Annotated in this window: 21 protein-coding genes; 16 read left to right on the top strand and 5 right to left on the bottom strand. The window is 69.7% G+C overall.

The annotated features are described in order from the left end of the window. Nucleotides 1-177 precede the first annotated feature (177 nt). The 4 genes from VG899_08010 (at nucleotide 178) to VG899_07995 (ending at nucleotide 2,291) form a co-directional block, all read left to right on the top strand. The gene (locus tag VG899_08010; GenBank protein HWA66299.1) at nucleotides 178-390 is read left to right on the top strand and encodes a helix-turn-helix domain-containing protein; all 213 of its coding nucleotides are present in this window, start codon (nucleotides 178-180) and stop codon (nucleotides 388-390) included. After that, the gene (locus VG899_08005) at nucleotides 387-845 is read left to right on the top strand and encodes a Clp protease N-terminal domain-containing protein (GenBank protein HWA66298.1); all 459 of its coding nucleotides are present in this window, start codon (nucleotides 387-389) and stop codon (nucleotides 843-845) included. Before VG899_08010 ends, VG899_08005 begins: the two co-directional genes overlap by 4 nt. Before the next feature lie 241 nt (nucleotides 846-1,086). Then, the gene (locus VG899_08000) at nucleotides 1,087-1,596 is read left to right on the top strand and encodes a sigma-70 family RNA polymerase sigma factor (GenBank protein ID HWA66297.1); all 510 of its coding nucleotides are present in this window, start codon (nucleotides 1,087-1,089) and stop codon (nucleotides 1,594-1,596) included. After that, a complete protein-coding gene (locus VG899_07995) occupies nucleotides 1,593-2,291 on the top strand; it encodes a hypothetical protein (protein HWA66296.1) in 699 nt (232 codons plus the stop codon). The genes VG899_08000 and VG899_07995 overlap by 4 nt, the downstream gene beginning before the upstream one ends. 310 nt (nucleotides 2,292-2,601) lie before the next feature. On the opposite strand, the gene VG899_07990 is transcribed toward VG899_07995, so the two are convergent. Continuing rightward, nucleotides 2,602-3,225: a TetR/AcrR family transcriptional regulator gene (locus VG899_07990; protein ID HWA66295.1), complete on the bottom strand. Its 624-nt coding sequence runs from the start codon at nucleotides 3,223-3,225 to the stop codon at nucleotides 2,602-2,604. A gap of 96 nt (nucleotides 3,226-3,321) precedes the next feature. Between VG899_07990 and VG899_07985 the strand changes: the two genes are divergently transcribed. From VG899_07985 to VG899_07975, 3 genes are all read left to right on the top strand, one after another. Beyond that, complete coding sequence (locus tag VG899_07985) at nucleotides 3,322-4,854, top strand: MFS transporter (protein ID HWA66294.1); 1,533 nt, start codon at nucleotides 3,322-3,324, stop codon at nucleotides 4,852-4,854. Nucleotides 4,855-5,350: 496 nt separating this feature from the next. Then, nucleotides 5,351-6,553 (top strand): acyl-CoA dehydrogenase family protein, encoded by a 1,203-nt coding sequence (locus VG899_07980; GenBank protein HWA66293.1) that lies wholly within the window; start codon nucleotides 5,351-5,353, stop codon nucleotides 6,551-6,553. A gap of 5 nt (nucleotides 6,554-6,558) precedes the next feature. Further along, nucleotides 6,559-7,689 carry an acyl-CoA dehydrogenase gene (locus tag VG899_07975; protein HWA66292.1) on the top strand — a complete coding sequence of 377 codons (1,131 nt, stop codon included), beginning with the start codon at nucleotides 6,559-6,561 and terminating at the stop codon, nucleotides 7,687-7,689. Here the strand turns inward: VG899_07975 and VG899_07970 are convergent. Beyond that, on the bottom strand, nucleotides 7,617-8,273 hold the full coding sequence (locus VG899_07970; GenBank protein HWA66291.1) for an NUDIX domain-containing protein: 657 nt from the start codon (nucleotides 8,271-8,273) through the stop codon (nucleotides 7,617-7,619). The two genes, VG899_07975 and VG899_07970, sit on opposite strands and share 73 nt — an antisense overlap. Nucleotides 8,274-8,428: 155 nt before the next feature. Between VG899_07970 and nadA the strand changes: the two genes are divergently transcribed. Genes nadA through VG899_07950 form a run of 4 tightly spaced genes read left to right on the top strand, consistent with a single transcriptional unit; the run spans nucleotide 8,429 to nucleotide 12,798 of the window. Continuing rightward, nucleotides 8,429-9,427, top strand: coding sequence for a quinolinate synthase NadA (nadA, locus tag VG899_07965; GenBank protein HWA66290.1), 999 nt, complete (start codon nucleotides 8,429-8,431; stop codon nucleotides 9,425-9,427). Further along, nucleotides 9,424-11,025, top strand: a complete 1,602-nt coding sequence (nadB, locus tag VG899_07960; protein HWA66289.1) for an L-aspartate oxidase — start codon at nucleotides 9,424-9,426, stop codon at nucleotides 11,023-11,025. Before nadA ends, nadB begins: the two co-directional genes overlap by 4 nt. Then, complete coding sequence (gene nadC, locus VG899_07955) at nucleotides 11,022-11,921, top strand: carboxylating nicotinate-nucleotide diphosphorylase (protein HWA66288.1); 900 nt, start codon at nucleotides 11,022-11,024, stop codon at nucleotides 11,919-11,921. Before nadB ends, nadC begins: the two co-directional genes overlap by 4 nt. Before the next feature lie 10 nt (nucleotides 11,922-11,931). After that, complete coding sequence (locus VG899_07950) at nucleotides 11,932-12,798, top strand: aldo/keto reductase family oxidoreductase (GenBank protein HWA66287.1); 867 nt, start codon at nucleotides 11,932-11,934, stop codon at nucleotides 12,796-12,798. Here the strand turns inward: VG899_07950 and VG899_07945 are convergent. Both VG899_07945 and VG899_07940 read right to left on the bottom strand, forming a co-directional pair. Further along, nucleotides 12,706-13,053 carry a SemiSWEET transporter gene (locus VG899_07945; GenBank protein HWA66286.1) on the bottom strand — a complete coding sequence of 116 codons (348 nt, stop codon included), beginning with the start codon at nucleotides 13,051-13,053 and terminating at the stop codon, nucleotides 12,706-12,708. The two genes, VG899_07950 and VG899_07945, sit on opposite strands and share 93 nt — an antisense overlap. Continuing rightward, nucleotides 13,050-14,060 carry a LacI family DNA-binding transcriptional regulator gene (locus VG899_07940; protein ID HWA66285.1) on the bottom strand — a complete coding sequence of 337 codons (1,011 nt, stop codon included), beginning with the start codon at nucleotides 14,058-14,060 and terminating at the stop codon, nucleotides 13,050-13,052. Before VG899_07940 ends, VG899_07945 begins: the two co-directional genes overlap by 4 nt. Before the next feature lie 97 nt (nucleotides 14,061-14,157). Here VG899_07940 and VG899_07935 point away from each other — a divergent pair, with 97 nt between their 5' ends. The 5 genes from VG899_07935 to VG899_07915 all read left to right on the top strand — a co-directional run bounded on the left by VG899_07935 (nucleotide 14,158) and on the right by VG899_07915 (nucleotide 19,276). Continuing rightward, the gene (locus VG899_07935; protein ID HWA66284.1) at nucleotides 14,158-15,393 is read left to right on the top strand and encodes a cytochrome P450; all 1,236 of its coding nucleotides are present in this window, start codon (nucleotides 14,158-14,160) and stop codon (nucleotides 15,391-15,393) included. Nucleotides 15,394-15,531: 138 nt separating this feature from the next. Beyond that, entirely contained in the window at nucleotides 15,532-16,911 is a 1,380-nt protein-coding gene (locus tag VG899_07930) for an MFS transporter (protein ID HWA66283.1), read from the top strand. Then, nucleotides 16,908-17,315 (top strand): MarR family transcriptional regulator, encoded by a 408-nt coding sequence (locus tag VG899_07925; protein ID HWA66282.1) that lies wholly within the window; start codon nucleotides 16,908-16,910, stop codon nucleotides 17,313-17,315. Before VG899_07930 ends, VG899_07925 begins: the two co-directional genes overlap by 4 nt. 33 nt (nucleotides 17,316-17,348) lie before the next feature. Then, nucleotides 17,349-18,809: a DHA2 family efflux MFS transporter permease subunit gene (locus VG899_07920; GenBank protein ID HWA66281.1), complete on the top strand. Its 1,461-nt coding sequence runs from the start codon at nucleotides 17,349-17,351 to the stop codon at nucleotides 18,807-18,809. Continuing rightward, nucleotides 18,806-19,276 carry a MarR family transcriptional regulator gene (locus VG899_07915; protein ID HWA66280.1) on the top strand — a complete coding sequence of 157 codons (471 nt, stop codon included), beginning with the start codon at nucleotides 18,806-18,808 and terminating at the stop codon, nucleotides 19,274-19,276. The genes VG899_07920 and VG899_07915 overlap by 4 nt, the downstream gene beginning before the upstream one ends. A gap of 105 nt (nucleotides 19,277-19,381) precedes the next feature. On the opposite strand, the gene VG899_07910 is transcribed toward VG899_07915, so the two are convergent. Beyond that, complete coding sequence (locus VG899_07910; GenBank protein ID HWA66279.1) at nucleotides 19,382-20,200, bottom strand: acyl-CoA thioesterase domain-containing protein; 819 nt, start codon at nucleotides 20,198-20,200, stop codon at nucleotides 19,382-19,384. Nucleotides 20,201-20,242: the final 42 nt, after the last annotated feature.

Here is a 20,242-nt window from a genome sequence, read left to right as displayed (position 1 = left end):
AGAGCCCGACACGACCGAACGAACGACCTCCCGTTCTCGTTAGGATCGGCACGTTTCTTGCGCAGTTGTTGACGAATCTACGCGTTCGGCTCCAGACGGAACGGGCCGATGAAAGCGCTCCCCGACACGTGTCAGTCTGAGTTGACAAGATCGGGGCTGTCAGTCCAAACTGACAGAATGAACGCTGCCGGGATCGCTACTGCCATCGCCTCCGATGACCCCGCGGTCGGGCTCCGCGCGGTGCTGGCGCTACGTCGTCTGGCCGAGCAGGTCGAGGCCACGCAAGTCGCCGCCGCGCGCCGCCAAGGTTGGTCCTGGCAGCAGATCGGTGACGCCCTCGGCGTCACCCGCCAGTCGGTCCACACCAAGTACGGAAAGGAATCGCGATGAACGCCGGCAAGCGCTACAGCCTCGGCTCCACGTACGCCGCGGCTCGCGACGAGGCCAAGCGTCGGGGTGACCGCAGAATAAGCACCGAGCATTTCGTGCTGGCGCTGCTCGCCGACCCCGACTCGAACGCGTCCAAGATTCTCGGCCGCGACCTGCAGGCCGCGCGCCGCGCGTTGGACGAACTCGACCACGAGGCCCTCAGGGCCGTCGGCGTCGACGCGGCACCCGAGAGGTTCGAGGTGACGAACCCACAGCGGGGTCGGGTCCCCGTGACCGCAGCCGTCAAGGCGGTGCTCGGTGAGTCGATCAGGCACGCTGGCTCGCGGCGACGGCTGCAGCCCAAGTATGTCCTGCTCGCGCTACTGGAGCGTGAGCGCCCTGATCCCGCAGCGGCACTGTTCGCGTCTTTGGACATCGACCCGCATGTGATCGCCAAGCGTCTCCGCGTCGCCTGACTCCTCCTCGCACGACGGACACCAGATGCCGATCATGCTCGGCCCGATGGCGTAGGAAGCCAGTCGGCCGCCGACAAGAGGGGCGATTCGCACGTGCGCGGTCCGTGGGATGACGCAGACTGCAGTGCCCTGCGTTTGCGGTCAACTCCTCACTGCCGCGGCAACCGGGACTGAGCGGGCCCAGGATCGAGATCGGCCATCGTGTAATGCGATCAATCATCTCGGGCGTTGTATGAGTGTGGTGGGCGATCGGCTGGACTTCGCGGAGTTCTACCGCGACGCCGTCGACGACTGCCTACGCGCGGTGGTGGTCAGCGTCGCAGACGCCGATGTCGCACGAGACTTGGTGGACGAGGCGTTCGCCCGCGCCTGGGCGTCCTGGTCCACCGTGGGCCACCACCCGGCGCCCAAGGCCTGGATCGTGCGGACCGCGCTGAATGCCGGCGTGTCCCGTTGGCGGCGGCGTCGCCGCGAGATACCTGTGCCCGCACCGGTCGCGGGCGCCGAGCCCTCCCAAGCTGGCGCCACGTCGGCGGGCTGGGTTGACCCGCAGATCATGACGGCGCTGCGTCGACTCCCCGAGCGGCAGCGGCAGGTGGTCGCGCTGCGGCTGATCCTCGACCTCGATACCAACACGACGGCAGCCACCCTCGGGATCGCTCCCGGCACCGTGATGGCCCACCTCGCCCGCGCCATGACCACGCTTCGCAGCCAACTCGAACCCGACCTACGACAGGAGCAGCGATCATGAACGACAGTCAGCTGGCCACCATGGTGCGCGACTCGGTCGCCGACGTGCACGCGGACACCCCCCTCACGCAGATCATCCGTCGCGGCCACACCATCCGAGCTCGCCGGCGCGCGCCAGTCGCGGCAGCGGCCACGGTCGCTGTCGCCGGAGCGGGTGCCCTGGCCGCGAGCACACTGACCGCATCGGGGCACCCGACGCAGCAGGCGACCGACAGCCGCAGCGGCGCAAACCGCTCGCCCCGTACGCCGGCCACCCACGTGCGGCTCGCCGCCTGGACCGTCGCTAAGCAAGCCGACGGCGACATCTCCATCACTCTCCGTCAACTGCGAGACCCGGGCGGCCTGCAGGCCACGCTGCGTGCTGACGGGGTGCCCGCCAGCGTCACCTTCGATCAGCTCAACTCGTCATGCCGGACCTACCCGGCAAGCTCGGAGGTGCTGGACGAGGTCTTCCCGTCCGATCACCAACTGCCCACGCCGCCGGCCGGAACCCCCCGAATGACCCGCGCCACCCCCGACGCGCCACCACCGAGCCCGACGGTGACGATGCCGACCGAGGGCAGCACGGTTGTCGTGATCAACCCGTCAGCCCTGCCACAAGGGGCCGGCGTACAACTGGCCTCGTCTACCTCCGCCGGATCTGTCGCGATCCTGCTGCCACGACTGGTGGCCACAACCTCGGCATGCACCGGCTAGACGGACGCCCGACTATGGGCCAGCTGCGCCGTTGTCGGAGATCGATACTGTGCGTGCGTTTGCGCTGGTCAGAGCCTTGTTGGACCAAGGTAGGAACCCGTCGTGACTGGGTCTGGCGAGAGCAGGGGTGATTCGTACCTGCGCGGGCAACCGAATGCACCCCAGAGAAATCCTGGACAGCCAAGCACCCGGAGGCAACCTGCGCGTGGCGGCTCGGCGGCGACGGCCTTGCAGACTTTGACTCCGTGCAGGGCATAGTCAGCCGAGGAGTGGCCGGCGCGCGTGACGGCTGGTGATGTGCCGAGCGGGCTCACCGTGCACCGCTGATGGGGACGCGGCCGGCGAGCGACTTCAGGGCGGCGACATGGGCTGCTAGGTCGGCTGAACCGGCGAGGGCTCGCTGGGCGACGAAGCCGAGGGTGATGGTCGTGAGTAGTTGGGCCATGGCGTCCGGGTTCGTGTCGGCCGCGAGCGTGCCGGTTGCCTGCCATCGCTGTGCCACGTCGCGGAATCTCTTGCGCAGGCCGGCGTAGGCGGCGTTTGTCGCCTTTCTCAGGTCGGGATTGCTTTGAGAGTGACTCCAGCCGTGGAGGGAGACGAGCAGTCGGTCGATGTCGCCTTTCTTGTGGCGGCCGAAGCGGGCGATGGCGCGCAGCAGCTGCTCGACGAACTCGGCGGGGGGTGGTGGCTCGGGGTTGGTGAGGACGGGCGCGAGGTGCTCGGCCATCGCCGCGGTGCCCTCGGTGATGACGGCGTTGATGATCTGATCCTTGCCGATGAAGTAGCCATACACCGCACCTGTGGACAGGCCGGAGCGGGCGATGATCATCTCCATCGAAACGGCTTCCAGACCGTGCTCCTGAAGGCACGCGCGTGCGGCTTCGAGAATCTGCTCGCGACGGGCCTCGCGGCGCTCGTCGGTGATCCGCGGCATGTCACGACGCTAACACAAACAGAACGAATCTTCGTCTTGACAGAAAAGGCGCTTCGTCATATAAAGCGAACGTTCCCTCGCTATAGGAGTCGGATCGTGTCTGATTTCACCAAGTCCAAGCCCGTCAATCCCTCGGTCGTGACTGCGGTCGTGTGTCTCGCGCTCGGTGGCGTCACCGCGGCGATGGCGTCGCTGAACGTGGCCATTCCTGACCTGGTGCGCAGCACCCACGCCACGCAGACGCAGCTGGAGTGGATCATCGACGCCTACCTGCTGGTCTTCTCGGTGATGCTGCTTCCCTCAGGCGCGCTCGGCGACCGCTACGGGCGCCGCCGGGCGTTGGTCATCGGCCTGCTGGTCTTCGGGGGTGCGTCGGCGGCAGCGATGGCAGTGTCGTCGGCGAACGAGCTCGTCGTGCTTCGAGGGCTGATCGGTCTCGGCGCAGCGTTCGTGATGCCGGCGACCCTGTCAACGATCACCAGCACATTCTCACCAGCGGAGCGAACCCGAGCCGTCGGCGTGTGGGCCGCGGTAGCGGGCGGCAGCGCAATCCTGGGACTGTTGTGCTGCGGAGTCTTGCTGCACTGGTTCTCCTGGCGCTCCGCCTTCGCGGTCAACGTCGTCCTCGCGGCGATGGCGCTGGTGGGGACCCTTCGGTTCGTCCCGGAGTCTTCCGACCCCGAGGCCCCTGCCATCGACAAGGGCGGCGCGGCGCTCGCCACGATCGGGCTGGTTGCCCTGGTCTTCAGCATCATCGAGGCTCCCGACGCCGGCTGGACCACAGTCCGGACACTCGGCGGCTTCGCCGCCGGTCTCGCGGCGCTCACCGGGTTCGTGTTCTACGAACTCCGTCAGCCCAATCCACTGTTGGATCCGCGGCTGTTCCTCAACCGGTCACTGTCGGCGGGTGCCCTGTCGATCTGCATCCAGTTCTTCGCCTTCTTCGGCTTCACCTTCGTCTCCATGCAGTACCTCGAAGGCGTCCGAGGCGACAGCCCGCTCGTCGCCGCCTGCTCGATCCTCCCGGTCTCGGCAGCGATGATGCCCACCGCCAGGCTCACCCCACGGCTGGTCGCCCGGCACGGCGCCCGCACAGTGTGCGTCACCGGCCTGCTGCTCGTCGCCGCCGGGCTAGCGACACTGTCCCGGATCGGGATCGACACCCCCTACCTGTTGCTGCTCGCCGGCCTGATCCCCCTCGGTATCGGGATGGGAGCCGCGATGACCCCCGCCACCGCCGCCATCACCGAAGCGCTCCCGCTGGTGCAACAAGGAGTCGGCTCCGCGCTCAACGACCTGTCCCGCGAAGTGGGCGGCGCCCTCGGCACGGCCGTCCTCGGCAGCATCGTCACCGCCGTCTACCGCTCCCACCTGTCCCTGCCCAGCGCCCCGGCCCGGGTCGTCTCAAGCGCACGAGCTTCCTTCGGCGTCGCCATCCACGCCGGCGGAACCACCGGCGCCCACGCGCAAAGCGCGTTCGTCGACGGGATCCACAGCGGACTGCTCTACGCAGCCGCAGCCGCGGCCGTTGGCGCGCTCAGCGTCCTCGTCCTGCTGCGCGGACACACCGCGACCGACCAGCCGGGTGAGCAAGCCAAGCACGAGCAGCTTGCCTGCGTCGCCGGATGACGAGTCAGTCCGAGAAGAGCGCCTTCCGTCGATCACCGGATACCGCTGGCTCACCGACCGCGAGCATCATGGGCTGGCCGTGCCGCCGGCGCGGAGGACCGGCACATAGGCCCGGCCGAAATCAGTGTCGTAAGCCACCCCGACCTCGCCGATCCGAGTGACGGCGCCGCGGCTGCTGTTGATCAAGCAGCGGGGTAGTGATTTGCGGTGATGACCGCCTCATCGCCGACGCAATTCGACGCGGCGAGCGCCGACGGGCCGCGACGCTCATTCACCAAGGCAGACCCGCCTGTTCAGCCGGAGCAATCTGCGGAGGACTGGTCCGGGTCCCACCGGGGGCACAAAATTTTTCCCGTACATCGCCGAGTCCCGTCACCCTGGTGGTGAGCTGTGCGCAGCGGGCACGGGCGCGAGCGGCACAACTGTGAGACTGGGCGCGAATGCCGGGGCGACGAAGCACGCCTCGGCGCGACCGCCGATTGCCGGAGGGCATGCGATGAATCTCGACCAGGATCCGGCGCTCGATGCGTTCCGCCAGGAGGTGGCCGAGTTCCTCGACACCGCGCCCACCGAGGCGATCCGCGAAGCCGGCCGGAAGACCACGAGCGTGTTCGCGCCCTTCGAGCAGGTGATGGAGTGGCACCGCATCCTCGCCAAGAAGGGCTGGGCCGCCCCGGCCTGGCCGGTCGAGTACGGCGGGACAGGTTGGTCGGTCGAGCAGCGCTACGTCTACGCCGAGGAGTACTGGAAGCGCGACCTGCCGCCCCTGCTGCCGAACGGGCTGCAGATGGTCGGCCCGCTCCTGATGCACCTCGGCACCGAGGAGCAGAAGGCCCGCTACCTGCCCGGCATCCTGGCCGGTGAGGACTACTGGACACAGGGCTACTCCGAGCCCAACGCCGGCTCAGACCTCGCGGCGCTGAGCTGCTCGGCAGTCGCCGACGGCGAGGACTACATCATCAACGGCAGCAAGATCTGGACCACCTACGCCCACCACGCCAACCGAATGTTCATGCTGGTGCGCACCAGCACGGAGGGCAAGAAGCAAGCCGGCATCACGTTCCTGCTGCTCGACCGCGTCGACCTGCCGGGCATCGAGATTCGCCCGATCATCGGACTGGACGGGGTGCCCGAGCAGTGCGAGGTCTTCTTTCGCGACGTACGGGTGCCGCAGTCGGGCCGCGTGGGTGCCGAGAACGACGGCTGGTCGGTCGCGAAGCAGCTGCTCGTCCACGAGCGCGGTGGCGCCGTCGCCAGCCCAGCGCTTCGGCGTCGGGTCGAAGCGCTTCGGGAGATGGCCGCGCGCCAGCCGACCGCGTTCGGCGGTGTCATCGCCGACGACCCCGCGTTCCAGCGTGACCTCGGTGTGCTGGAAGCCGACATCGGGTCGATCGAACACTTCGAGAAGCTGGCGACCAGCGGCCACCCGATCGCTCAGGACATCGCCTTCCCGTCCATCGCGAAGGTGATGAACACCGAAGTGACCCAGGCGCTGTCGGTCCTCATGACCCGCGTCGCAGGACTGCGCGGCCTCGCTGTGCAGACCGCTGCCCTCGAAGTGGGATCACCGACCCCACCACTCGACGACGACTTCTCCCTCGTGGCGATGCCTTACTACCTCAACAGCCGGGCGACCACGATCTACGCCGGGACCAACGAGATCCAGCGCGACCTCATCGCGCGCACGATCGGACTGTGAGCCAGATGGACCTCGCCTTCTCCGACGAGCAGCGCGCCCTGGCCGACACGGTCGGCCGGCTCCTCGACCAGGAGCGCGACTTCCCGGCGCGCCGCGCCCAGCTCGCCGACGGCGTCACCGTTGCCCCCGCGGTGTGGCGGCACTTCGCCGAGCAGGGTCTGCTCTCCCTGCCCAGGGCCGACGGCGGCGGCACCATCGTCGACGTCGTGGCGATCGCGATGCGGTTCGGAGCGGCGCTGCTCACCGAGCCCTATCTGGCCACCGTCATCCTCGCCGGCGCCACCCTCGAGCTCGCCGTCACCGAGCGGGCGCGCGAGGTGCTCGCCGAGATCTCATCCGGCGCGGCGATCGTCGGCTTCGCCCACGACGAGACCGTGAGCGGCGGACCGGCCGAGCTGATCGAGACCTCGGCGCGCGCCGCAGGCGACACCTTCGTCGTGACCGGCTGCAAGCCGCTGGTCCTGGCGGCCGGCGATGCCTCCCATCTCGTCGTGACTGCACAAGCTCACGACGGCCTCGCGGTCTTTCTGGTCGATCCGCACGCGGCCGGCGTGACGATCGAGCCGTACATCACGATCGACGGGCGCGGTGCGGGTCGGGTCCGCTTGCGAGACGTCGTCCTGCCGGCCGAGTCGCTACTACTCCGTGACGCGGCGACGCGCATCGATCAGGTCGTCGCCGACGCGACGGTCTATCTTGCGGCCGAGTCCGTCGGCGCGATGGAAGCGCTGTTCCGGATGACGGCGTCGTACGCCACCACGCGTACCCAGTTCGGCAAACCCATCGCGAGCTTCCAGACCGTCGCGCACCGGCTGGCCGACATGAAGATCGCCCTCACCAAGGCACACGCGTCGCTGCTCTACGTCACCGCCCTCTGCGAGGCCGGCCTGGCGTCTGCCTCTGACATCTCTGTCCTCAAGGCGCAGACCGGCCGGCTCGGCCGGGCCCTCGCCGAAGCCGCAGTGCAGACCCATGGCGGCGTCGGCATGACCGACGAGCTCGCGGTCGGCCACCTGCTCAAGCGGCTGCTCGCCAACGATGCGCTGTTCGGGGACGCCGAGCTTCACCTTCGACGACTGGGCTTGAGCACAGCGAACGGATCGGTCACCGCCAGCTCTCGCGACCTGAACCGGTAGCGCATGGCGGGCCGCCCGCCGGCCGGCCCCGGCTGGCTGCGCGCCCGGGTCGGCTCGATCAGCTGCCGACGGGTCATGACCCGGGCGAGGTTCGTCTGGGTGACCGAGTAGCCGAGGGCGCCGCTGACCACGTCGCGCAGCTGGGACATCGTGAACTCCTCGGGTGCGAGCGCGAACCCGATGTTGGTGTACGTCAGCTTCGCCCGCAGCCGTTCCACTCCGGCGCTGATGAAGTCGGCGTGGTCGAACGCCGTCGGCGGCAGGTCGCACACCGGGTGCCAGCCGGTGTCCGGCGGCAGGTCAGGTACGACGGAAGACGGCACCAGCCCGAGATAGGCGGTCGCGAGGACGCGCCCTCGGGGGTCGCGCTTGATGTTGCTGTGGGTCGCAAGCTGCTCGAGATAGGCGACCTCGGTGACGTCCACCTTCTCGGCGAGATGACGCAGGATCGCGGCGCGCAGCCGCTCGTCCTCCCCGACCCCTCCTCCGGGCAGCGCCCACCGCCGGACGAACGGCGCCTGCGCGCGCCGCCACATCAGCACCGACAACACGCCCTCGCGCACCGACAGCACGACCGCCACCACCTCGTGCGGGTACGCCGGCCGGTTGGGGACCGGCCGCGTTGCGGACGCGGCAGGGGGTCCGGCGGCGGAAGCGGGCACCCGGCAATGCTACGGTTCGGGTACAGGTATTCGCCTTTGAGGCGAAAACCGGTTTGGCGACGCCGCTGGAGGCAACCATGACTGCGAGCGATCTGGCCGATGCGCCTTGTGCGACGTCCGCCGACTGGCGCGAAGAGATACGCGCGCTCGCCCGAAGCAAACAGGCGGTGGTGCTGGCCCACAACTACCAGCGGCCGGAGATCCAGGACGTCGCCGATCACGTCGGTGACTCCTTGGCACTGTCGCGCCTGGCGGCGCGCACCGACGCCGCGATCATCGTGTTCTGCGGCGTCCACTTCATGGCCGAGACGGCGAAGCTGCTCGCCCCTGACAAGAAGGTCTTGATCCCGACCGCCGAGGCCGGGTGTTCGCTCGCCGACACCATCGACGCCGACCAGCTCAAGGCGTGGAAGGCGGAGCACCCGGATGCGGCAGTCGTCGCCTACGTCAACACCAGCGCTGCGGTCAAAGCCGAAGCCGACGTCTGCTGCACCTCCTCCAACGCCGTCGACGTCGTCGCGTCGATCCCCGCCGACCAGCCCGTGCTCTTCCTTCCCGACCAGTTCCTCGGCGCGCACGTCCGGCGCGTCACCGGTCGCGAGAACCTGCACGTGTGGCTCGGCGAGTGCCATGTCCACGCCGGGATCTCCCCCACCGACGTCCGCGCGCAGGTTGCAGCGCACCCCGACGCCTCGTTGTTGATCCACCCCGAGTGCGGGTGCGCCACCTCCGCCCTCTATCTCGCCGACACCGGGGACCTGCCGGCCGATCGCACCCACGTCCTGTCGACGGGCGGCATGGCTGAGCTTGCGCCGCAGCTGTCCACCCCGACGGTGCTGGTCGCGACCGAGATCGGGATGCTCCACCAGCTGCGGCTCGCCAACGAACGAGTGACGTTCCTTCCGATGAACCCGAAGGCGTCCTGCCGCTACATGAAGATGACGACCCCGGAGCTGCTGCTGGCCAGCTTGCGCGAAGAGCGTGACGAGGTGGACGTCCCGCAGCCCATCGCGGCCCGCGCGCGCCGCGCCGTCGAACGGATGATCGCGATCGGCACCCCAGGCGGCGGGGAATGACGGGCGCGCGCGCCGACGGACTCTACGACGTCGTCGTGATCGGGTCGGGCGTCGCGGGGCTCGCCACCGCACTCGGCCTGGCCGGCGTACGCCGGGTCGCACTCGTCACGAGCGGCGAGCTGCGCGGCGGCAGCACCACGTGGGCGCAAGGTGGGCTTGCCGCGGCGTTGGGCGAGGATGACTCGGCGTCGCTCCACGCCGTCGACACCGTCACGGCGGGCAGTGACTTCGGCGATCCGGCCACGATCCAGATCCTCACCGGCTCGGCGGTCGAAGCGGTCTGTGATCTGCTACGACGCGGCGCCCGGCTCGACCGCGACGGGTTCGGCCGGATCGCGCTGACCAGAGAAGGCGGCCACAGTCAGCGGCGGGTCGCGCACGCCGGCGGCGACGCCAGCGGCGCCGAGGTCAGTCGCAGTCTTGCCACGGCGGTTCGACAGCACGACGTGGACATCCTCGAGCACACCGAGGCGCGCGACCTGCTCACCGTCGGGCGCGGGCTGGACCGGGCGGTGCGAGGGGTCGTCGCCGTCGGCCCTGACGGCAGTGAGCAGGTCTTGTCGGCCGCAGCGGTCGTCATCGCCACCGGGGGAATCGGCGGCCTGTTCACCACGTCGACGAACCCGGCGGAGGTCACGGGCGCCGGGCTCGGGCTGGCACTTCGAGCCGGCGCAACCCTGACCGACCTGGAGTTCGTCCAGTTCCACCCCACCGCCCTCGACACCGGTGGCGGCGCGGGCCAGGTCCCACTCATCACGGAAGCCCTGCGTGGTGAAGGCGCGGTCCTACGAGACGGACGAGGGCGGCCGGTGATGGCCGGCCGCCACCCGCTCGGCGACCTGGCGCCGCGCGATGTGGTGGCCAGGCGGGTCGCCGAGGTACGCGCCGCGGCCGGCCGGGTCTATCTGGACGCGACCTCGGTCGACGATCTCACAAGCCGGTTTCCCACGGTCGTCGCCGCATGCGCCGCGCACGGGATCGACCCGTCCGCCGTACCGATTCCGGTCGCACCGGCACAGCACTTCAGCTGCGGCGGCATCCGCACAGACGAGTGGGGCGCCACCGACGTCCGCGGCCTGTTCGCCGTCGGGGAAGCGGCAGCGACCGGCGTCCACGGCGCGAACCGGCTCGCCTCCAACAGCCTCGTCGAAGGACTCGTCTTCGGTGCCCGGCTCGCCGCGCGGCTGTGTCTGAGCCTGCCCCTTACGACGTCGCAGCCCGACACCCTCACACCGCGGCCCGCGGTCAACCGGGCTCGGCTCGACGGCATCCGGCTGCTGCTCAGTGACGACGCCGGCATCCGGCGTGACGGCGCTGCGCTCGCTGACGCCGCCGACCGGCTCGCCTCGATGCCCTCCGCACAAGGCGTCGACGACGCGGACTCGGTCGGAGACCAGTGGCTGGCGGCGAGCGCCGTCGTCGCCGCCGCGTCGACCCGTCGGGAAAGCCGCGGTTGCCACTGGCGCGACGACCATCCCGCCGCCAGCGAATGGTGGCACCGCCACCGGGTGCTCACCTCGCTCGGTGCCGACGGCCTGCCTGTCACGACGGTCGAACCGATCGCTCGCTCTCGGCCGGCGCTGGAGCGGACGGCATGAACGAGCTTCGGACGGGCACCGCGACACTGCTCGAACGCGCGGGGCTGGACCCCGGCGACGTGGCGCGAGTGATCCGGGCCGCCGTCGAGGAAGACCTCGGCGTTCGGGGTGACCTCACGTCGTTGGCGACGGTGAGTCCGCACACCGAGATCGCGGTGAGCTACGTCCCCCGCCAGCCCGGGGTCCTCGCGGGCGGGCCGGTTCTGCTCGCCGCCTACGAGCTGGTCCTCGGCGACCGGGCCCGCGTCGAGTGGCGAGCCGACGACGGCGCGCCGATCGCGGCGGGCGAGGTGATCGCGACGGTGGTCGGCGACGCGCGCGGCATCCTCGGCATCGAGCGGCTCTCGCTGAACCTGCTCGGTCACCTGTCCGGCATCGCGACCGTCACGGGGACATGGGTTGACGCCGTCGCTGGTACCGGCGCCCGGATTCGCGACACCCGCAAGACCACGCCGGGACTTCGCAACCTCGAGAAGTACGCCGTGCGCTGCGGCGGCGGCGTCAACCACCGGCGCGGCCTCGACGACGCCGTACTGATCAAGGACAACCACGTCGTCGCGGCGGGTGGGGTCGGTGCCGCTCTCGAGCGGGTCGCCGAGGCCTACCCCGCAGCCGAGTACGTGGTGCAGGTGGAGGTCGACACGCTGGCGCAGCTCGGGGAGGCACTCGACCATGGCGCCACGGAGATCCTGCTGGACAACTTCTCCGCGGCGCAGCTGACGGAGGCAGTCGCGCTGGTCCGCAGCCGTGCGCCGCACGTACGCCTGGAGGCCAGCGGCGGGCTGCGGCTCGACAACGCCCGCGCCGTCGCCGCCACCGGCGTCGACTACCTTGCCGTCGGCGCGCTCACCCACGCTGCCCCGAGCCTCGACATCGGGCTGGACAGCACGTCCTAGGTTTCGACCCATGACCGCAACCGCGCCCGGCGGAACTTTCACGCTGGCACCCGACCTCACCGTGACGCGGATGGGCTACGGCGCGATGCAGCTCGCCGGCCCGGGTGTGTTCGGACCGCCGGCTGACCGCGACGAGGCGATCGCGGTGCTGCGCGAGGCAGTCGAGCTCGGCATCACCCACATCGACACCAGCGACTACTACGGACCGCACGTCACGAACGAGATCATCAGGCAGGCGCTGCATCCCTACCCCGCCGACCTGCGGATCGTGACGAAGGTCGGCGCCCGGCGCGACGCCGCCGGCGGCTGGGTCAACGCCCGCGAGCCACGCGAGCTGACAGCCGCCGTCCACGACAACCTCGACCGGCTCGGCCTGGACGCGCTCGACGTCGTCAACCTCCGGATGGGTGGCCTGGGCGCGCCCGAGCCCGGATCGATCGCCCCGCAGTTCGAGGCGCTCGCCGAGCTGCAGCGCGACGGGCTGATCAAGCATCTCGGCGTCAGCACGGTCAACGCCGAGCAGATCGCCGAGGCGCAGTCCATCGCCCCGGTCGTGTGCGTGCAGAACTACTACAACGTCGCGCACCGCAACGACGACGAGCTGATCGACGCACTGGCGGCGCAAGGCATCGGGTACGTGCCGTACTTCCCGCTTGGGGGGTTCTCGCCGCTGCAGTCCGGGAAGCTCGACGCAGTCGCCGAACGCGTCGGCGCTACGCCGATGGCCGTGGCACTGGCATGGCTGCTGCACCGGTCTCCGAACGTCTTGCTGATTCCCGGCACCTCATCGCGCGTCCATCTGCGAGAGAACGTCGCCGCGGCCTCGCTGCATTTGTCCGAGGTCGACCTCGCCGAGCTGGACCGAATCGCTGCCTGACCGAGCGTGGTCGACGGTCTTCAGCACCAGCTGCGCCGCCAGCAGCAGCAGGGTGACCGAGTTCGCCGCGATCACCGCGACGTCGCGCGTGGCGACGCCGTATGCGAGCCACAGCGCGATCCCGGTCGTCATGACGAGCAGATAGGCCCACGACAGGTCGCGGGTGGACCGGCTGCGCCAGCTCCGGTGCAGCTGCGGCAACCACGCGCCTGTCGTGAGCGCACCGGCGATCAGCCCGACCACATCAGGGCTCACCTCCGGCCGCCAGGCGGCGCCGTGGTCGACCGGACGATCAGGTCGGTCGGCTGGACGTGAAGCACGCCGTCGCCGGCTGCGGCGTCGGACACCAGCTGGGCCGCCAGCCGGCCTTGAGATGGCAGGTCCTGGCGAACGGTGGTCAGTGGCGGCGACGCGGACGCCGCGTCGTCGATGTCGTCGAAGCCGATGACGCTGAGGTCGCGCGGGACGTGCAGCCCAAGCGCGTGCGCCGCGTCCAACACCCCGAGCGCGAGCGCGTCGGTCGCGGCGAGCACGGCGGTCGGTCGACCCGCCGCCAGCAGGCCGGCCGCGGCCGCAGCGCCCGCCGGACGAGAGTTCGCGACGGTCTCGGCCACGACGACCGACGACCAGTCCCTGTCGTGGGCCGCCAACGCGTCCCGGTACGCCGCGAGCCGGGTACGCCAGGTCGGCCCGACCGGCGGCGGCGTGACGATCGCGATCCGCTCATGACCGAGCCGGACGAGGTGACCCGTTGCGGCCCGGGCGCCGCCTGCGACGTCCGCGCGGATGCAGTGCGCCCCGGGCACGTGGGGCCCGGGCCAGGTGACCAACGGCTGGCGCCGATCGATCACGGCCGCCATCGCGGGGTCGTCAGCGGCGACCCCGAAGACGATCCAGCCGTCGACCAGGCTGTCGGCGATCTTGCGGCGTACCGCGGCGCCCGAGGCGTGGATGACCTGAAGGGCCAGATCTCGTTCGGCCGCCTGCTCGGTCAACCCGTGCATCCAGCTGGCGGCGCCCGGGTCGGTGAACAGGTAGGACAACGGGTCCGCGGTCACCAACCCGAGTACGCCGGTGCGGCCCCGGCGAAGGGCTCGACCCGCAGGGCTCGGCCCGGCGTACCCCAGCTCCGCGGCTGCGCGCCGGACCTTCGCCGTGGTCGGTTCGGCGACCACTTCGGGACGGTTGTAGACGTTGGACACGGTCATCCGCGACACCCCGGCACGGACCGCGACGTCGTCGAGCGTCGGGGCCGGCAGCATCGTCACCACCGGCTGATTTTATGCATACAAGCCCTGCGCCGGAAACTGGCCCACACTTTGCTGACGCAGACGTCAGAGAACGTGCAACAGTTAGTCCGTGACTGAAGTAGTGATGAGCCCCGACGCGAACCCGGAAGCCAACCTCGGCGAGGTCCAGGTCATGGACGACATGACCGCGCTGCTCGACTTCTCGGCGCCGCACAGCCGGTTCCGCTCGCTGATCGAAGGCAGCCGCTTCCTGGTGCCGATCGAGGGGATGTCGATGCACTTCGATCGCGAGACGATCGAGTACATCCTGCACAACCCGCAGCTGTTCTCCTCCAAGGTCGACCTCGGGCTCGGCAACGTCCGCCCGCTCATCCCGCTCAACGTCGACCCGCCGAAGCACTCGAACTACCGCCGGCTGCTCGACCCGCTGTTCTCCCCCAAGAAGATGGCGGCGTACGAGCCCGACATCGCCATGCGCGCGAACGCGCTCATCGACACGTTCATCGACAACGGCTCGTGCAACTTCACCGACGACTTCGCCGACCTGCTGCCCAGCACGATCTTCCTCGACCTCACCGGGTTGCCGATCGAGCGACTCGAGGAGTTCCTGCACCTGCGGGACGGCATCCTGCACCCCGAGAAGATCGACGAGATGGCGGCCTTCGACCCCGAAGTACGCACCAAGGTGCTGTTCGGGACCGGCGAGAAGATCTACGAGCTGTTCACCGGCCTGATCGAGGAGCGCAAGAAGCACCGCAGCGACGATGTGATCTCGCAGTTCATCGATGCGGAGATCGACGGCGTGCGGCTCACCGACGAAGACATCCTCGATGTGCTGTTCCTGTTCCTGATCGCCGGGCTCGACACGGTCAGCGACACCCTGACCTGCTTCTACGCCTTCCTTGCGCAAAATCCCGCACACCGTCAGCAGCTCGTCGACGACCCCGGCTGCATCGACAACGCCGTCGAGGAGATGCTCCGCTGGGAGGCGCCGGTCCCGTTCTCCTCACCGCGCTCGGCGACCGAGGACGTCACGCTCCCCAACGGCTGCCCGGTCACCGCAGGTTCGATGGTGCTGGCGGCGTACGGATCGGCGAACGTCTGCCCGATCGAGTTCCCGGATGGACACGAGGTGCGTTTCGACCGCGGCCGCAACCGCCACATCACGTTCGGGATGGGCCCGCACCGCTGCCTCGGTTCTCACCTGGCCCGCCGCGAGCTGAAGGTGGTCCTCCAGGAGTGGCATCGCCGGATCCCGGACTACTGGCTGACCCCGGGGCACGAGAGCCTCTCCTACCCGCCAGGGCTGCGCCACGTGCGCGACCTGATGCTCACCTGGAAGTAGCCGCCGCCGGCGTCGCGCCGGGATCGTGATAACTTCATAATAGTTATGCGATCACAACTACTTTCGCCACACCAGCCGGCGACCGAGATCCACGAGCTCAGCCGCCGGCGTCGCGTCGGCATTCTGCTCATCTGCTGCATGAGCCTGCTGATCGTCGGCCTCGACGTGACCATCGTGAACGTCGCGCTTCCCTCGATCGGGCACGACCTTCACGGCAGCCTCTCCGGGCTGCAGTGGGCGCTCGACGCGTACACCCTGGTCCTCGCCAGCCTGTTGATGCTGTCGGGGTCCACCGCGGACCGGCTCGGCCGCAAGCGCACCTTCGTCGTCGGGCTGACGCTGTTCTCCGTCGGGTCACTGCTGTGCAGCCTCGCCCCGGGCCTCGGGTGGCTGGTCGCGTTCCGGATGGTGCAGGCCGTGGGCGGCTCGATGCTCAACCCGGTCGCCATGTCGATCATCACCAACACGTTCACCGTGCCGCGCGAGCGTGCCCAGGCAGTCGGCGTGTGGGGTGCGGTGGTGGGTGTCTCGATGGCGCTCGGGCCGGTGGTCGGCGGCCTGCTCGTCTCCTCCGCCGGCTGGCGCTCGGTGTTCTGGATCAACATCCCGGTGGGCGTCCTCGCGATCCTGCTTGCCGTGCGGTTCGTGCCGGAGTCGCGCGCCCCGCGACCGCGGCGGTTCGACCCGATCGGGCAGGCGCTGATGGTCGTCCTGCTGGCCTCGCTGACCTTCGGCATCATCGAGGCGCCGCGGCGCGGGTGGACCTCCGCGACGATCGTCGCGGCGCTGGCGGTCGCCGCCGTGTCGCTCGCCTGCTTCGTGGGCCACGCGTCGCGCCGCGAAGAGCCCCTGATCGATCTGCGCTTCTTCCGCTCGATCCCGTTCTCCGCCGCGACACTGACCGCGGTCGCGGCGTTCGCCTCCCTCGGCGGTTTCCTGCTGGTCAACACGCTGTACCTGCAGAACGTCCGCGGCCTCTCCCCGCTGCACGCGGGGCTCGACACCCTGCCGATGGCAGCGATGACGATGATTGCCTCACCGATCTCCGGCCGCCTCGTGGGCGGACGCGGTCCGCGGCTGCCGCTGCTGGCCTCCGGCGGTTGCTTCATGGCCGCCAGCGCGATGCTGACGCAGCTGACCGCGACGACCTCCTTCGCTTGGCTGTTCGCCGCCTACCTCGTCTTCGGCCTCGGGTTCGGACTGGTCAACGCGCCGATCACCAACGCCGCCGTTTCCGGCATGCCACGCGCGCAGGCCGGTGTCGCGTCGGCGGTCGCCTCCACCTCACGTCAGGTCGGATCGACCCTGGGCGTCGCCGTCATCGGAGCGCTGGTCACCTCGCGGATCGGCGAGCGCTCGTACGACGGCCTCGCCGCGGCGAGCCACCCGGGCTGGTGGGTGATGTTCAGCTGCGGCGCCGCTGTCGCCCTGCTCGGCTGGTTCGCCACCACGCCCGTCGCCACCGAATCTGCCCGCCGCGCGGCGGCCGAGCTGAACCCGGAGTTTCTCGGCTCATGACGACGGACGCGCGAGAGGTCTGGGCGATGATGGCCGACCTCGTTCTGAGCAACCAGCGTCGCCGCGAGGTGTCGGAGGCCGTCGGGCTCAGCTTCGGCAAGACGCGCGCGCTGCGCCGGCTTGCCCGCCAACCGATGTCCATGGGTGAGCTCGCCGCGGCCCTCGGCATCGATCCGCCCAACGCCACCACGCTCGTCGACGACCTGGAAAAGCTCGGCCTGGTGCAGCGCCGGCCCCACCCCACCGACCGGCGCGCGAAGGTCGTCGAGACCACCAAGCGCGGGCTCGCCCTCGCTCGCACCGCCGACGAGATCCTCAGCTGCCCCCCGGCGGCGCTCAGCAGGCTGCCGGCCGCCGACCTGAAAGACCTGCAGCGGATCCTCGACAGCATCCGGGAAAGTTAGACACCAGAAAGTTAGCCACCTAATCTTTACGTCATGAAACGATCGGCGGCACGTCCCCCGCTCGGCGCAGACGTCTGGCGGGTCTGCGTCGTCGTCATCCTCGGCATGGTCATGTCGACCCTCGACACGACCATCGTCAACGTCGCGCTGATCTCGCTCTCCCGCGACCTGAAGACCTCGCTGGACACGGTGCAGTGGGTCGTCACCGGCTATCTGCTGGCGCTGGCGGCCGTGATCCCCACCACCGGGTGGGCGGCCAAGCGCTACGGCACCAAGCGCTTGTTCCTGATCTCGATCGTCGTGTTCACCTTCGGGTCGGCGCTGTGCGGGCTGTCCCCGTCGATCGCATGGCTGATCGCGTTTCGGGTGCTGCAAGGCGTCGGCGGCGGCATGATCGTCCCGCTCGGCATGATGCTGGTGGTCAAGAAGGCGGGCCCGCAGCGCCTGGCGCGGGTGATGAGTGCGATCTCCGTGCCGGTGATCCTCGGCCCGGTCGTCGGGCCCACCATCGGCGGACTCCTGCTCGACCACGCCGGATGGCGCTGGATCTTCTACGTCAACCTGCCGGTCGGCGTCGCGGCCTTCGTCGCGGCGCTACGACTGCTCCCGGCCGACCAACCGGAAGACGCCGGCCCGCTCGACATCAGCGGGCTCGCGATCGTCGCACCCGGACTCGTGGGCATCACCTACGGCCTCGCCAAGATCGGCGTCGATCCGTTCCTGTCCGCCACCGTCCTCGCTCCCCTGCTGGCAGGCGCGGCGCTCGTCACGGTGTTCGTGATCCGGGCTCTGCGCGTCGACCGGCCGTTGTTGGACATGCGGCTCTACAAGGACAAGTCCTTCAGCGCCGCCTCGCTGACGACGTTCTGCCTCGGTGCCGCGATGTTCGGCGGGCTCATCCTGATGCCGTTGTACTTCCAGACCGTGCGCGGCGAGGACGCCCTTCGTACCGGACTGCTGCTGGGGCCCCAAGGGATCGGCTCCGCGCTTGCCGTGTGGTGGGCCGGCGGTCTGGTCGATCGGTACGGCGCGGGCCTGGTCTCGATCTGCGGAGCGCTCGTCAGCATCGCGACGACCGTGCCGTTCCTCTTCCTCGGCGCGCACACGGCGTACTTGCCGGTCGAGTTCGCCATGCTCGCGCGCGGCCTTGGCGTGGGCCTGTCCTCGATGCCCGCGATGACCGCGGCGCTGCGCGGGCTGACCCCGGATCAGGTCAACGACGCGACCCCGCAGATCAACGTCGTTCAGCGAGTCGGCTCCTCGATCGGCACGGCCATCCTCACCGTGATCCTGCAGAACCATCTCGACCACGCCGGCACCGCCGCGGGACAAGCGCACGCCTTCGGGGTGAGCTTCGGCTGGGTGCTCGCGATCACCGCCGTCGCCTCGCTGCCCACCGTTCTGCTCTGGTGGATCGAACGGCGGGCCAGGCTCGACGGCGCGCCGCCGCTGGCGGGCGAGGTCACCTCCGACGCCCTGGTGGGAGCGGCGTGACCACGCCTACCGACGAGCAGCTGGACGCGCTGCGCAGCTCGGTGAGCCGACTGCTGTCTGCGGACCGTCGGCTGCGGCACCGTGAGCACCACAACGCCGAGTCCGGGTTGAGCAGCACCCACCTGCGCGCTCTCCATCTGCTCCTGGAACAGCCCTACGCGACGGTCGGCGCACTGGCGAGAGCAGCCGATCTGACGCCTGCATCGATGACCGTGGCGATCGACCAGCTCGAAGCCCGCGGGCTGCTGACCCGTCAGCGCGATGTACACGACCGCCGGCAGTGCTTCATCACCCTCACCCCGACCGGGCAGCGAGTGGTCGAGGAGAAGCAGGCGTACTGGCGGCGGCGGATGTCGGAGATCTTCGCCGACGTACCGGGCCGCAGCATCGCCGCCGCGATCACCGTCCTCGAGCGGGTGGTCGAGGTGATGGAAGGGCTTGGTGAGGACGACTCCGAGTCGCCCTGACACAGGTGAGATGACCGCGGAGATGTAACGATTGGCGCCGGGATCGCCAATGACAGACATGAGCAGCTCCGCTCGCACCCCACACGCACGTGGACAGCGGCGGTCTCAGCTGCTGGCGGCGCGGTGGTCCGGGATCGACATCCGGACCTCGGAGGCCAGGGAGGTGACCGTGGTGAGCCCGATCGGTCCGGCCGGGTCGAACATGACGGCCGACCCGACGGACACTCCCCCGGCTTCCTGACGGTCGCGAGCGGCCAGGCCGAGCATCGTCCCCTCCGGCTCGCGGGCCAGCAGCATCGTGATGTCGGAGTTCACGAACTGCAGGCCGTGGCTGCCCCAGTTCATGAGCGGGTTCGACACGTCGGCGACTGCGGCGGCGCGGACAAAGGGCGAGGTGGGCTCGCCCTCGACCAGCGCGGCCTCGAAGTCGTACCAGACGTACTTCGGCTGGGTGGCGTCCCGCCACGGCTCGAAGTCGGCCGCCGCCGTCGCGTCGGGACCGACGTACGGCTTCGGCCCGTACTGCGGGGTGTCGGCGGGCTCGGGCGGCTTCGCCATCGCCACCGGCGCGGACCAGACGGCTCCGGGCGGCGGCTCGCAGCGGCGGACGAAGATGCCTCGCCCGTGCGCGACGTTGCGCTCACCTTGGCTGATGGTCACGTCGACCATCCGCAGCCGGCGGCCCTCCCGCAACACGGTCGCCTCGGTGCGGAGCTCGCCTTGCATCGCCATGCGCACCATGTCGACGGTCAGCCGGGTGCCGACGAAATCCGCATTGCCAGCCGCCCGCTCCGCGGCGTACCCGACCAGGCCGGTGATGACGAGCCCGCTGACCGTGTCGGGACCCCACGGGCCCACGGCGGCGCGCGTCGGGACGAACGTGTGCTCGTCGGAACGGGTCAGGAAGGTACGGCGGTCGGTCACCGGACCATCCTGCCGGGCGGAGGTCGGCAGATATCTGCAGGG

The sequence above is a fragment of the Mycobacteriales bacterium genome, assembly GCA_035550055.1.
In the GTDB taxonomy this organism is placed as follows: Bacteria; Actinomycetota; Actinomycetes; order JAFAQI01; family JAFAQI01; genus DASZTV01.
This window is presented reverse-complemented; position numbering and strand designations above follow the sequence as displayed.